Source organism: Microbacterium paraoxydans (assembly GCF_020524545.1).
Taxonomy (GTDB): domain Bacteria; phylum Actinomycetota; class Actinomycetes; order Actinomycetales; family Microbacteriaceae; genus Microbacterium; species Microbacterium paraoxydans_C.
This window is the reverse complement of sequence record NZ_JAIVLG010000002.1, coordinates 153,268-165,458: the sequence shown is the minus strand read 5'-3', so window position 1 is coordinate 165,458 and position 12,191 is coordinate 153,268. Positions and strand designations below refer to the sequence as shown.

At 69.9% G+C, this 12,191-nt stretch carries 14 protein-coding genes; 2 read left to right on the top strand and 12 right to left on the bottom strand.

The annotated features are described in order from the left end of the window. Nucleotides 1-39 precede the first annotated feature (39 nt). Entirely contained in the window at nucleotides 40-528 is a 489-nt protein-coding gene (locus LC041_RS05450; RefSeq protein WP_226531943.1) for a SprT-like domain-containing protein, read from the top strand. Nucleotides 529-535: 7 nt separating this feature from the next. Here LC041_RS05450 and LC041_RS05445 read toward each other — a convergent pair whose 3' ends face one another. From LC041_RS05445 to LC041_RS05395, 11 genes are all read right to left on the bottom strand, one after another. After that, on the bottom strand, nucleotides 536-958 hold the full coding sequence (locus LC041_RS05445; RefSeq protein ID WP_226531942.1) for a DUF3054 domain-containing protein: 423 nt from the start codon (nucleotides 956-958) through the stop codon (nucleotides 536-538). Between the two features lie 64 nt (nucleotides 959-1,022). Continuing rightward, a complete protein-coding gene (locus LC041_RS05440; protein WP_226531941.1) occupies nucleotides 1,023-1,682 on the bottom strand; it encodes a 2-phosphosulfolactate phosphatase in 660 nt (219 codons plus the stop codon). Between the two features lie 18 nt (nucleotides 1,683-1,700). Next, the gene (locus tag LC041_RS05435; protein WP_226531940.1) at nucleotides 1,701-3,161 is read right to left on the bottom strand and encodes an ABC transporter permease; all 1,461 of its coding nucleotides are present in this window, start codon (nucleotides 3,159-3,161) and stop codon (nucleotides 1,701-1,703) included. Next, the gene (locus LC041_RS05430; RefSeq protein ID WP_226531939.1) at nucleotides 3,158-3,919 is read right to left on the bottom strand and encodes an ABC transporter ATP-binding protein; all 762 of its coding nucleotides are present in this window, start codon (nucleotides 3,917-3,919) and stop codon (nucleotides 3,158-3,160) included. Before LC041_RS05430 ends, LC041_RS05435 begins: the two co-directional genes overlap by 4 nt. A gap of 118 nt (nucleotides 3,920-4,037) precedes the next feature. Then, nucleotides 4,038-4,673, bottom strand: coding sequence for a response regulator (locus LC041_RS05425; RefSeq protein WP_226531938.1), 636 nt, complete (start codon nucleotides 4,671-4,673; stop codon nucleotides 4,038-4,040). Then, nucleotides 4,670-5,848 (bottom strand): sensor histidine kinase, encoded by a 1,179-nt coding sequence (locus tag LC041_RS05420; RefSeq protein WP_226531937.1) that lies wholly within the window; start codon nucleotides 5,846-5,848, stop codon nucleotides 4,670-4,672. Before LC041_RS05420 ends, LC041_RS05425 begins: the two co-directional genes overlap by 4 nt. 60 nt (nucleotides 5,849-5,908) lie before the next feature. Continuing rightward, complete coding sequence (locus LC041_RS05415; RefSeq protein ID WP_226531936.1) at nucleotides 5,909-6,700, bottom strand: class I SAM-dependent methyltransferase; 792 nt, start codon at nucleotides 6,698-6,700, stop codon at nucleotides 5,909-5,911. 36 nt (nucleotides 6,701-6,736) lie between these two features. Then, nucleotides 6,737-7,897, bottom strand: a complete 1,161-nt coding sequence (locus tag LC041_RS05410; RefSeq protein WP_226531935.1) for an AMP-binding protein — start codon at nucleotides 7,895-7,897, stop codon at nucleotides 6,737-6,739. Nucleotides 7,898-7,910: 13 nt separating this feature from the next. Next, nucleotides 7,911-8,831: a 1,4-dihydroxy-2-naphthoyl-CoA synthase gene (locus LC041_RS05405; protein WP_226531934.1), complete on the bottom strand. Its 921-nt coding sequence runs from the start codon at nucleotides 8,829-8,831 to the stop codon at nucleotides 7,911-7,913. A 47-nt stretch (nucleotides 8,832-8,878) separates the two neighbouring features. Continuing rightward, nucleotides 8,879-9,877 carry a permease prefix domain 1-containing protein gene (locus LC041_RS05400; protein WP_226531933.1) on the bottom strand — a complete coding sequence of 333 codons (999 nt, stop codon included), beginning with the start codon at nucleotides 9,875-9,877 and terminating at the stop codon, nucleotides 8,879-8,881. Between the two features lies 1 nt (nucleotide 9,878). Further along, nucleotides 9,879-10,211, bottom strand: coding sequence for a PadR family transcriptional regulator (locus LC041_RS05395; RefSeq protein WP_226531932.1), 333 nt, complete (start codon nucleotides 10,209-10,211; stop codon nucleotides 9,879-9,881). A 132-nt stretch (nucleotides 10,212-10,343) separates the two neighbouring features. On the opposite strand from LC041_RS05395, the gene LC041_RS05390 reads away from it, so the two are divergent. Continuing rightward, nucleotides 10,344-11,327 carry an o-succinylbenzoate synthase gene (locus tag LC041_RS05390; protein WP_226531931.1) on the top strand — a complete coding sequence of 328 codons (984 nt, stop codon included), beginning with the start codon at nucleotides 10,344-10,346 and terminating at the stop codon, nucleotides 11,325-11,327. Nucleotides 11,328-11,493: 166 nt separating this feature from the next. On the opposite strand, the gene LC041_RS05385 is transcribed toward LC041_RS05390, so the two are convergent. Further along, entirely contained in the window at nucleotides 11,494-12,117 is a 624-nt protein-coding gene (locus LC041_RS05385) for a TetR/AcrR family transcriptional regulator (protein WP_226531930.1), read from the bottom strand. Nucleotides 12,118-12,191 lie beyond the last annotated feature (74 nt).

The window sequence follows — 12,191 nt, the reverse complement described above, 5'->3', positions numbered from 1 at the left end:
CGCGACCACGATGTCGGTCGCATGGCTTACCCTGATCGCATGGCGGAACTCGACCGTGTGCGCGTCTGGGGCGAAGCACTGATCACGCTGCATCTCGATGACGGCTGGTCCTTCGGCTTCGACAACGCCAAGCGCCGCGCCGGGCAGTGCGACTACACGAAGCAGCGCATCACGGTCTCGCGCTATCTGGCCGCGCGGTTCGATGACGACGAGATCCATCAGGTGCTGCTGCACGAGGTCGCGCACGCCCTCGCCGGCCACGCGGCGGCGCACGGACCGACCTGGAAGCGCGTCGCCCGCGACCTCGGATACGTCGGCGGCACGACGCACCACGGCGAGACCGCGGTCGAGCTCGCGCCGTGGGTGGGGAGCTGCCCCGCTGGCCACGTGACCTACCGTCACCGTCGACCGACACGACCCACTTCGTGCGCGCGCTGCTCGCGCACCTACGATGCCCGGCACCTGTTCGCATGGACGCGGCGCGAGATATCGTCCGACGTGCGCCTCGCCGCGCAGATGCCGCGCTGACCGCTGCTCAGGGGGCCGGATCGTCCCCCGCACCGGGCTCGGCCGAGTCCGGCAGGTCGTGATCGGCCGTCGTCCCTCGTCGGCGGCGAAGCAGCGCCGCGATCGCACGCCAGCCGACGAGGAACGCCCCGAGGACGAGGGTCGCGACGATGATGAACGGCACTTCGGCCGTGTCGCCGGAGAGCACCCGGACGAGCATGCCGCCCGCGACCGTCACGATCCACACGACCACGCCCCACAGGAGGGACCATGGACGACGCGGTCTGCCGGGGAGCAGGGCCGCGACGAGATGTCCGAGGAGCAGAGCGACCAGGAAAGGCCAGGCGGTGAGCACGAACCCGGCGGGGTCCTCGTCATGCGAGGCCCGGCCGATCGCAGCGAAGACCAGCACGAGCACGGTGTCGACGATGACGGCGGGGAGGTACCTCATGCCACGACCCTACGTGCCCCGCGCGGAACCGGAGGCTCCCTCGCCGCAGGAGTCGGTGCCGGGGTCAGGCGAACGGGACGAACGCCCCTGCGTGCAGCAGCGGAACGACGTCGACGGCATCGAGCGCGGCAGCGTCCGTCGTCGAGGTCGGCGCCAGACCGGCCGCCTGGATGCGGGTGGTCGCCTCGACGCCCCCGGCGAGCTCGCGCCCTGACCCGCTCGCGCCGATCATGTGCCGCAGAGCGCCTCGCAGGGCACGGAACCCCTCAGCCGCGACGGCCGCGTCCGGCGCCGTGTGGTCGATGCCACGATCCGAGAGCGCCAGCACGATCGCCCCGGCGCCGAGCTGGTCCTCGACCGCGAACCGCAGCGTCCCCTCGGTATCGACCTCTCCCGCAGCGATGACCGCGACAGAGGTGCGCGCCTGTCGCCGCTCCTGGATGGTCTGCACCGCGCGCGCCACGGCCGAGGCATTGCGAACGCCGCCGATCAGCACGGTCGCATCCGGCGCTGCGGCAGCGGCCACGGCCGCGCCGTTCCGCGACCAGCCCACCGCCTCCGCCAGCGCGACCTCCGCGCCGGACGCCACCGCATCGATGACCGTGGAGGAGAACCGCAACACGTCCACGACCACGACGATGTCGGTGGGGGCGAGGCGAGCGAGGCCAGCGGCTCCCCAGTCGAGACGGACCTGATATGTGGACTGATCGAACGGCGACGGCATCCGACCAGCCTAGAGCCGTCAGTCCGCCGCGAGCGCCTCCACCGGAGCCACGCGGGTGGCCAGGCGGGTGGGCGTCGCCGCGGCCACCAGGGTGAGCACGGCCGTGGAGGCGACGATGATCGCCACCGGAACCCACGGGATCTGCGGTGCCACGAGACCGGCGGGGACGAAGTCGGGCAGGGTCGGCACGGATCCCAGGAGGGACTGTGCGGCGATCCAGCCGTACACGACGCCCAGCACGAGGCCGGTCAGCGTGGCCGCGACGGTGATGTGCGTCGCCTCCAGGAGGACCATGCGTCGAACCTGCCCGTTGGACAGCCCGATCGAGCGCAGCAGACCGAGCTCGCGACGACGCTGCACGACGCCGATCGTGAGCAGGTTCACGAGTCCGACCGCGGCGATCACGGCGGAGACGGCCACCAGCACCATCATGATCGCGGCGAAGGCGTCCATCGGGGCGAAGAACTCGTCGGGAACCTCTCCCGTCACCTGGCTCATCATCAGTCGCTTCGCGGACTCGAGAGCGACGGCGAACATCGTCACCAGGGTCACCCCCATTACCACGCCGATCGCCATCCGCGACGAACGCTCCGGATACCGCAGCGCGTTCTCGGCGGCGAGTCGCGCGGTGGCGCTCGACCCGAACATCCGCCCCACCACCCTCAGCACGGGCGGCATGAACAGCACGGAGCCGAGTGCCAGACCGGTGAACGAGAGCACCCCGCCGAAGAAGGCGACCACGACCCCGAGCGGTGTCATCAGGCCGAGCAGCACCCCTCCGGCCAGCAGAGCCGCACCGCTGAGGAGCAGGATCCAGGCACCGATGTGGCGCCCCTGCCTGCCGGACACCTCTTCGTGCGTGCGCTCCACGGCGCCGCCGAGTGCCTGCAGCGGGGTGACCGAGAGGACCCTTCGAGAGCCCGCCCAGGCCGCGGCCCAGGTGGTGAGCGCCACGCCGATCGCCGGAAGCACCACGAAAGGCTGGGCGAGGGAGAAGTCGGTGGGAGCGTTGTCGATCAGCTGCCCACCGATCTGCACCCCGATCACCGCGAGCGCGAGGCCGACGAGAAGACCGATCGCCGCCCCGAGAAGCCCGACGACGAGTCCCTGTTTCCCGACCTCGCCCCGCTGCGAGCGCACCGTCGCTCCGATCAGGCGGAGGAGGGCGATCTGCCTGGTGCGTCCGGCGATGATCGTGGAGAAGGTGTTCGCCGTGACGATCGCGGCGACATACATCGCGACCACGGTCAGCAGCACTGACAGGAGCGCGACGACGAAGGCGAGCGTCCCGCTGTCGCCGATGAAGGGGTCTGCCTGCAGCACTGCGCCGATGTACGCGGTGATCTCCACGAGCAGCACGCCGAACGCGGCCGACAGCGCCGCGACCAGGATGCTGGCCCCCATGCCGCGATCACGCAACCAGGCCAGACGGGGTCCCGTCGCCCGGGTCTCGGGGACGACCGCGGCGACGGCGCTCATGCGGCCACCTCGGCGGCGAGCATGTACGCGGAGATCTCCTCCGCGGTCTGGCGAGGGTGATCGGCCACGATGCGGCCGTCGCCGAGGTAGAGCACGCGATCGGCGTGGCTCGCGGCGATCGCGTCATGGGTGACCATCGCGATCGACTGTCCGTGCTCCCGGCTCGCGGTGGCGAGCAGGCGCAGCACCTCGCGCCCGGTCTTCGAGTCGAGGTTTCCGGTGGGCTCGTCCGCGAAGACGAGGTCGGGCGCGGTGGCGAGCGCGCGAGCGATGGCCACCCGCTGCTGCTGCCCGCCCGACAGCTGATGGGGCCGGTGGCTCAAGCGCGGGGCGAGACCGAGGGTGTCGATGAGACCGTCGATCCTGGCGCGTTCGAGCGCACTCGGACGGCGACCGTCGAGCTCGAACGGCAGCATGATGTTGGCGCGCGCGTCGAGTGTGGGAACGAGGTTGAAGGCCTGGAAGATGAAGCCCACACGGCGGCGGCGCAGGATGGTGAGGTCGAGGTCGCCGAGTCCGGTGATCTCGGTGTCGCCGATCCACGCACGTCCCTCCGTGGGGCTGTCGAGGCCCGCCATGATGTGCATGAGGGTGGACTTGCCGGAGCCGGATGGCCCCATGATCGCGGTGAACTGTCCGCGCCGGATACCCACGCTGACGTCGTCGAGCGCGCGGACGGTGCCCTCGCCCGAGCCGTAGGTCTTCTTCAGGTGCTGGACGCGGGCGGCGAGCCCCATGTCGGTGGTCGTGATCTCCATGCCTTCGACGCTATTTCGACGGTCCCCTGCGGATCATCGCCCGGGCGGATCATCCCCCTACATCGCAAGGATGATCCGGTCGATGACGATCGCCGCTGGACGGTGCGGAGGGCGGTGGTCAGGCGAGGCCGTGCTCGAACGCGAAGACCACCAGTTGCACCCGATCGCGCAGCGCGAGCTTGGTGAGGATGCGGCTGATGTGCGTCTTCACGGTCGCCTCGCTGAGGAACTCCCGGCCGGCGATCTCCGCGTTCGACAACCCTCGTGCAGCGAGAGCGAAGATCTCCTTCTCGCGATCGGTGAGGGTGTCGTACTGGGCGGGCACCGGGCGCGGCGCCTGCGCGAAGTGCGCGAACAGGTCACGGGTCGCCGCGGCCGCGATCACGCTCGAACCGGAATGCACCGTGCGGATCGCGGCGAGCAGGAACTCCGGGTCGGCATCCTTGAGCAGAAAGCCGCTCGCACCCTGGCGGATCGCCCGCGCGGCAGCCTCGTCGAGGTCGAAAGTGGTGAGCATGACGATGCGCGGCGGCTCCGGGCGGGCGAGGATCTCGGCCGTCGCGGTGAGCCCGTCCATGACCGGCATCCGGATGTCCATCAGCACCACGTCGGGCCGCGTCGACCGCACGACCTCGAGCGCCTCCTGCCCGTCGCCCGCCTCGCCGACCACTTCGAGATCGGGCTGCGAGGCGACGAGCATGCGGATACCGGCACGGAACAGCGCTTGGTCGTCGACGAGCACGACTCTGATCATTCGGAGGCTCCGATCGGAAGCGTGGCATGGACGACGAACTGCGCCCCCCGGCGCTCGGCTTGCAGACTACCGCCGACGAGCTGCGCCCGCTCCCGCATCCCGATCACGCCGTGGCCTCCGACACCGACGGCGGCATCGCGCTGCACCGTGTTGCGCACCTCGAGCTCGACGCGGTCGGCAAGCCACGCGAGGTGGACGTCGACCGCTCCGTCGCCGTGCCGGATCGCGTTCGTGAGCGCCTCCTGCAGGATGCGGTACACCGCGAGTTGGATAGCCCCCGGTGGTTCTCCCGGTGGCATGGGATCGACCGTGACCCGCGGCTCGATCCCCGCGTGGCGGACCTGCGCGAACAGGGCTTCGAGGTCGGCGAGCGTCGGCTGCGGACCATCGCCCTGCCGGTGCCGGAGCTGCGTGAGCAGCATCCGCACATCGCTCAAGGCCCCGCGGGCGGTCTGCGCGATGGTGCCGAGTGCTTCGGTCGCCATCTCGGGTTTCGCCGCGGCCGCGTATCGTGCTCCGTCCGCCTGGGCGATGACGACGGCCAGGGAGTGGGCCACGACGTCGTGCATGTCCCGCGCGATGCGCACGCGCTCCTGCTCCTCGACGGCGAGCGACTCGGCCTGCAACTGCGCCGCACGGGTACGACGCGCACGCAGCACGACCCGCCACAGCAGCCCGCACACCCAGGCGAAGCCGAGGGCCATGAGCGAGACGACCAGCAGCAGCGTGCCCGTCGTCACCTTCTCCCAGCCGCTTCCGGTGCCGAAGGCGACACCGTTCACGACGACCATGTAGAGCGCGGCGATCACGCCGCCGACGATCACGGACCCGAAACCCCACCAGAGCACACGCCGCGTGCCCCACGCGGCTGTGGCGTAGAGCACGAGCAGGATCGCGACGTCGATCGGCAGCGGACCGAATCCGGCCACCATCTGGAGGATCGCACCGGCCCAGGCTGCGGCGAGGGAGAGCCCGGGGGCGAGCCGCCCGATCGCCACCCCTCCGAACATCAGGACGGCGGCGAAGACCACGGCCACCACCGCCACGCCCCCGATCGCGCTGTTCCCGGTTCCCGGACCGTAGAACACGAGTGACATCGGGACGAAGACGAGGAAGAGCAGCGCCGCCCCGACGATGTCGAGGGTCAGCGCCGTGCGGGAGAGCGGGCGGATCACTCCCCCACGCTACGCGAGGGCATGGCAGCGGGCATCCGTCGTCGGATGTATCCCGCGAGGTCAGGCTCGCGCGATGATCTCGCCGTGGGGCACCAGGAACCACCCGTCGCCGTCGTCGGCCCAGCGCTTCCAGGCGTCGCTGATCTGCTCCAGATCAGTACGCGTCGCCAGCTGACTGTCGACGAGCTGCCGTGCGAGCGCGGACTCGAGGATGCGGTCGGCCCACATCCCTCCCCACCACGCACGCTCGGAAGCAGATGCGTAGCACCACGTGGAGGCCGTCGCCGTGACCTCCTCGAAGCCCGCGGCGCGCGCCCAGGACAACAGCCGTCGTCCGGCATCGGGCTCCCCGCCGTTCGCCCGCGCGGCTGTCTGGTACAGCGTGAGCCAGCGGTCGAGTTCGGGCAGGATCGGGAACCAGATGAAGCCCGCGTAGTCGGCATCGCGAGCGGCGACGATCCCTCCCGGAACGGTGACTCGGCGCATCTCCCGCAGTGCCTGCACCGGGTCGCCGACATGCTGCAGCACCTGATGCGTGTGCACGACGTCGAAAGAGTCGTCGGGGAAACCCAGGGAGTGCACATCCTCGATCGAGAAGGCGAGGTTCGTCAGACCGCGCTCGGCGGCGAGTCCGCGCGACAGGGAGAGGGCGTTCTCATCGATCTCGGTGGCGGTGACGTGGGCGACGATCCCGGCGAAGTCGGCGGTGATGGTGCCCGGCCCCGCCCCGACGTCCAGAAGCCGCGTCGCAGCGGTGAGATGCGGGCGAAGGTAGGCCGCGGAGTTCGCGATGTCGCGCACGTTGTGCGAGCGGAGGACGGATTCGTGGTGTCCATGCGTGTACGAGGCCATGCCGATCAGTCTGGCAGAGCGCAGACGGAGCGACGATCAGTGCAACTCGACGACGGCGCGGCGGATCGCCTCCCGGTCCGGCTTCCCGGAAGGCAGGAGGTCGATCTCATCGACGAGGACCAGGCGGGCCGGACGAGCGTGCCTGCCGAGTTCCGCTTCGACGGCGTCGCGCGCGTGCGCGAGCTGCTCGGACTCGCTGCGCCGCAGCGCCTCGCCCCGGACCGCGACGATCACCGAGGCCTCGCCCCAGCGCTCGTCTTCCACCCCGACCACCACGGCCTCGTGAAGTCCCGCGATCCGGCGGACGATGCGCTCGACCCGATCGAGCGAGATGTTGATCCCGCCCGAGACGATCACGTTGTCCGCCCTGCCGTGCACCCGCACGATCCCGTCCTCCACGAGGCCGAGATCACCGGTGCGGTACCAGCGGATGCCGTGCTCGTCGTGGACGAACGTCCGGGCCGTCAGCGATCCGTCGCCGAGGTATCCCTCGGCGAGCATCGGACCCGCGAGCCGCAGCTCGCCGTCGACCACGCGCACCCCCACGGTGTCGAGCGGCACGCCGTCGTAGACGCACCCACCGCTGGTCTCCGTCGAGCCGTAGGTGCGCACCAGACGGACCCCGAGGTCCGCCGCCCGCTCACGGAGGGGCTCGGGGAGTGCCTGTCCACCGACCAGGATCGCGCGATACGCCATGAGCGCGGCACACACCGCGGTGTCGTCGGCGGCATCGAGCAGGGTCGCGACCTGGGCAGGGACCAGCGCGGTGTACAGGTCCGGAATCCCCGACGACGGCGACGGCGACGGGCGCATCATCTCGAAGGTCGCCTGAGCGAACGAGCTCGGGGAGAAGCGGCCCTCGATCCGCATCGGCTGGGTGCCAGCGAGGATCGAGCGAACGAGCACCTGCAGCCCCGCGACGTAGCCGGCGGGGAGGGCGAGCAACCAGCGTCCGCTGCCGATCCGCGCCGCCGTGGCCTCAGCGCTCGCCCGCAACGCCTCACCGCTCAGGGCGACTCGCTTCGGGATACCGCTCGAACCGGAAGTCGCGATGACGGCCGCGATGCCGTCGGCCACGCCTTCGGGCGCTCCGGACACCATCCCGAGCCCCAGAGCGGGGCCGCCGTCGAACGCGCGTACGAGGGCATCCCGCAGCTGTACCGGGTCTTCGGCATCCGTCGGGATCAGTGCGACCATGCTGCTCTCCGGCTCAGTAGTGCCAGGGATAGGAGGACCAGTCGGGGTCGCGCTTCTCGAGGAACGAATCCCGGCCCTCGACGGCTTCGTCCGTGCCGTAGGCCAGGCGGGTCGCCTCTCCCGCGAACACCTGCTGCCCGACCAGACCGTCGTCGACGGCGTTGAAGGCGAACTTCAGCATGCGGATCGCCGTGGGCGACTTCGTGAGCACGGTGCGCGCCATCTTCAGCGCCTCACGCTCGAGTTCGGCGTGCGGGACGACACGGTTCACGGCGCCCATCTCGTACGCACGCTGGGCGGAGTACTCCTCTGCGAGGAAGAACACCTCACGAGCGAACTTCTGCCCGGTCTGGCGTGCCATGTAGGCGGAGCCGTAGCCGGCGTCGAAGCTGCCGACGTCAGCGTCCGTCTGCTTGAAGCGGGCCTCCTCCGCAGATGCGATCGTGAGGTCGCAGACCACGTGGAGGGAGTGCCCGCCGCCCGCCGCCCACCCAGGGACGACCGCGATGACGACCTTCGGCATGAAGCGGATGAGGCGCTGCACCTCGAGGATGTGCAGACGACCCACCGCGGCACGGCTCGCACCGTCGACGATCGCCGTCTCGGCGTCCGAGTACTTGTAGCCGTCGCGACCACGGATGCGCTGGTCACCGCCGGAGCAGAACGCCCAGCCGCCGTCCTTCGGGCTCGGGCCGTTGCCCGTGAGCAGTACCGCGCCGATACGCGCATCCTGTCGGGCGATGTCGAGCGCACGGTAGAGCTCATCCACGGTGTGCGGACGGAACGCGTTGCGGACCTCCGGCCGGTTGAAGGCGATGCGTGCGACCCCGCCGTCGTGCGAGACGTGCGCAGTGATGTCGGTGTAGCCCTCCGCGCCGGGCGCGAGCACCCATTCGGCCGGGTCGAAGAGGTCGGAGACGAATGCACTGGTCACGGCATCCAGCCTATTCCTCGCCCCACTTGGTGGGGGGTTCCGTGTTGTCAGGCGCGGCGTGCGCGAACCGTCTTGACCCAGCCGTCGACGATGTCCCACCCGACACCGATCGCGAATCCGAACCCGAGCAGCACGGCCAGGATGCGGAAGACCCCGCCCTCGTCGGCGGATTCCGCCTGCCCGGCGGCGAAGCCCTCGCCACCAGCGGCGGCGATCCGCGCAAGGAAGTCCGGGTTCACGAGCTGATTGGTGAGCAGCAGGGCGACGACCCAGAGGAGGAACGCCAGAGCGAGGATCGTGTTCACCACGGCCAAGCCCACCGTCCACCGTCCCGTGCGGAACAGCACGACGGCGAACACGGCCTCCGCGGCGATGAGGAGGAACAGGATGCTGATCCCCCACGGCCACAGCTGCGGGTCGACGATCGGCACGACGGTGCCATCCACGATGACGAACCCTCGGAAGCGGTCCCAGAAGAGCGCACCGAGGGAGATCCCGAGGAAGACGAGCGATGCGATCAGCTCGTTCCGCCCCGCTGCACCGTTCTCGGCCGGTTCCGGGAGCCGGTCGAGATCCCACTTCTCGATCGCCGTCGCACTGTTGGTGCGCTCGAGGATGACGAAGACCAGCGTGGTCCAGAAGCAGATGTGGAGGATCGCTCCCCCCGCGGCGAGGATCGACGACGAGACGATCTCGCCGACCGGAGCGCCCGAGATGGTCTGCCCGAGGGCGACCGCTCCGAGGACGCAGACCGGAACGACGATCAGCAGCAGCTTGAGCAGCCGCCACCAGGTCAGGTAGAACCGCGGACCGATGAGATACAGCGGCCGGTCCGCATAGCCGGCGGCGAGTATGCCGGGGTCGCCGAGCTCGACCAGGACCGCGCGCTCGGCGTCTTCGGGCGCTTCGCCCTGCTCCACCCGCGCCTCGATCGCGTCGGCGATGGAGGCCTCGAGCTCGGCACGGACGTCATCCTGGACATCAGGGCGGAGACTGCGGATCGTGGCGCTGATGTAGCGCTCGGTGAGCGTGGTCGTCGTGGTCATGTCAGTTCTCCTCCGCGGTGAGAGAGGTGATCGCGGTCGTGAGGGACCGCCATTCGTCGGTGAGGGTGTCGGCCAGGCGTACGCCGGACTCCGAGGTGCGGTAGAACTTGCGCGGTCGGGTCTCGTCGGTGTTCCACTCGCTTGTGAGGTACTCCTGCTTCTCGAGGCGGCGAAGCAGGGGATAGAGCGTATTGGCGTCGGTCGCGAAGCCGCTCCGCTCGAGTTGCTCGAGAAGCGAATAGCCGTACCCGGGCGTGCGCAGCAGCTGCAGGCAGGCGAGCACCACTGTGCCTCGCCGCAATTCCTGCAGATGCGTGTCGAGCGTCTCATTCATAGCCAACACAATACTGTGCGTCACACACTATTGGCAATCGCGCACTCCGAATCGACGCGCCTCGTCCGATCTCTGACGACTCACCCGAACGGCGAACGCTGCTCCGCGTGATCCACGGAGCAGAATGGGCACATGATCCCGCCGCTCGCAGACCTGCTCGACTCGGCCAGGGTCGTCGCCCTCCCGATGCACAGTCGCTTCCGCGGCGTCGACGTGCGGGAGGCGCTCCTCTTCGAGGGACCGGAGGGCTGGGCCGAATTCTCACCCTTCGTCGAGTACGAAGACGCGGAGGCCGCTACATGGCTCGCGGCAGCGATCGACTTCGCCTGGCGTGAACAGCCGGAGCCGTTGCGCGACAGGATCGGGGTGAACGCCACGGTGCCCGCGCTCGAGGCGTCGCGCGTGCCTGAGCTGCTGTCGCGGTTCGCCGGCTGCCGCACCGCCAAGGTCAAGGTCGCCGAGCCGGGGCAGACCCTCGCCGACGACGTGGCGCGCGTGCGCGCCGTGCGCGAGACGATGGGCCCGGAAGGCCGCATCCGGGTCGACGCGAACGGAGCCTGGAACGTCGACGAAGCCGAACACGCCGTGCACGCGCTGGGCGAATACGACCTCGAGTACGTGGAGCAGCCGTGCGCGACCGTGCCGGAGCTGGCGGATCTCCGCAGACGCGTGAAGTACATGGGCATCCCGGTCGCCGCCGACGAGAGCGTGCGCAAGTCCTCGGACCCGCTCGCCGTCGCCCGTGCCGGCGCCGCCGACCTGCTCGTGATCAAGGCGCAGCCCCTCGGCGGCATCACCCACGCACTCCAGATCGTCACCGCCACAGGGCTCCCCTGCGTGGTATCGAGCGCGTTGGACACGGCGATCGGCTTGTCCCAGGGTGCCGCGCTCGCCGCCGCCCTCCCGACACTGGACTACGACTGCGGGCTCGGAACGGCCTCACTCTTCCTCGACGACGTGGCCGACCTGCGCCCGGCCGACGGCTCGATCCCGGTCGGACGCGTGACCGCGGATGCTGAAGCCCTGACCCGCTTGGCCGCACCGGACGAGCGTCGCGAGTGGTGGTTCGCCCGACTCGCTCGCTGCCACCACGAGCTCTCCGTCGCCTCACCCTGAACGCGCGCGACGAACTACCCGCCGACACGCCAGATGTCGGACGCTTCGCCCCGCGCGGTCCGACATCTGGCGTGTCGGCCGAAGAGTGCGAGCACGGTGCGAGCACGGGTCGGGACCGGTGCGAGCACGGTCGGGACCCGGGACCCGGGGCGGGCGCACCGGCTGGCTACGGCTCGAGGAGCAGCTGCACCAGACGGCCGAGCTGCTCGCCGCCTGAATGCCGCAGCTGCACGTCATCCAGTCCTGCCATGGCCCCGCGCACGGTCATGCCCTCCCAGATGATCATGAGCATGCGCGCGGCGGTCTCCGCAGGTAGGCGCAGACGCAGCAGCCCGGCAGAGACGATGTCGTCGACGATCTGGGCGATGCTCGAGACCATCTCCCGCTCTTGGGCCAGATACGCCTCGCCGAACTTCGCATCGCGCAAGGCACGGATGCGGATCTCGCTGAGCAGCATCACACCGAGACGGTCATCTCCTCCGAGCTCCATGATCTGCTGCACGAGCTCGATCGGGTCGCACCCCTCGACGAGCGCGCCGGCGGCGGTCAGCTCCTCGACTCGGGTCCGTACCGCGTTCACGCGCACCGCGGAGACGCTGGCGGCGAGCATGAGGAACAACTCGTCCTTCGATTCGAAGTTCGAGTAGAAGGCGCCGCGGGTGAAGCCGGCTCGCTCGCAGACGGCCTCGACGGAGGCTCCGTCGAGCCCGACCTCGGCGAAGACCTGTGCCGCCGCTTCGAGCAGACGGGCACGCGTGTTCTCGCGACTGCGGGTTGCGGGTGTCGACATCGAAACCTCCTGACCCTTCACTCTCGCATGATTCACACCCCGCACACAGGCTTGGCCGGGCGGGTCACTTTACG

What these genes read in the sequence shown, in the direction of transcription:
- LC041_RS05450 (WP_226531943.1), top strand. Translation starts at nt 40, where the DNA reads ATGGCGGAACTCGACCGTGTGCGCGTCTGGGGCGAAGCACTGATCACG.
- LC041_RS05445 (WP_226531942.1), bottom strand. Translation starts at nt 958, where the DNA reads ATGAGGTACCTCCCCGCCGTCATCGTCGACACCGTGCTCGTGCTGGTC.
- LC041_RS05440 (WP_226531941.1), bottom strand. Translation starts at nt 1,682, where the DNA reads ATGCCGTCGCCGTTCGATCAGTCCACATATCAGGTCCGTCTCGACTGG.
- LC041_RS05435 (WP_226531940.1), bottom strand. Translation starts at nt 3,161, where the DNA reads ATGAGCGCCGTCGCCGCGGTCGTCCCCGAGACCCGGGCGACGGGACCC.
- LC041_RS05430 (WP_226531939.1), bottom strand. Translation starts at nt 3,919, where the DNA reads ATGGAGATCACGACCACCGACATGGGGCTCGCCGCCCGCGTCCAGCAC.
- LC041_RS05425 (WP_226531938.1), bottom strand. Translation starts at nt 4,673, where the DNA reads ATGATCAGAGTCGTGCTCGTCGACGACCAAGCGCTGTTCCGTGCCGGT.
- LC041_RS05415 (WP_226531936.1), bottom strand. Translation starts at nt 6,700, where the DNA reads ATGGCCTCGTACACGCATGGACACCACGAATCCGTCCTCCGCTCGCAC.
- LC041_RS05410 (WP_226531935.1), bottom strand. Translation starts at nt 7,897, where the DNA reads ATGGTCGCACTGATCCCGACGGATGCCGAAGACCCGGTACAGCTGCGG.
- LC041_RS05400 (WP_226531933.1), bottom strand. Translation starts at nt 9,877, where the DNA reads ATGACCACGACGACCACGCTCACCGAGCGCTACATCAGCGCCACGATC.
- LC041_RS05395 (WP_226531932.1), bottom strand. Translation starts at nt 10,211, where the DNA reads ATGAATGAGACGCTCGACACGCATCTGCAGGAATTGCGGCGAGGCACA.
- LC041_RS05390 (WP_226531931.1), top strand. Translation starts at nt 10,344, where the DNA reads ATGATCCCGCCGCTCGCAGACCTGCTCGACTCGGCCAGGGTCGTCGCC.
- LC041_RS05385 (WP_226531930.1), bottom strand. Translation starts at nt 12,117, where the DNA reads ATGTCGACACCCGCAACCCGCAGTCGCGAGAACACGCGTGCCCGTCTG.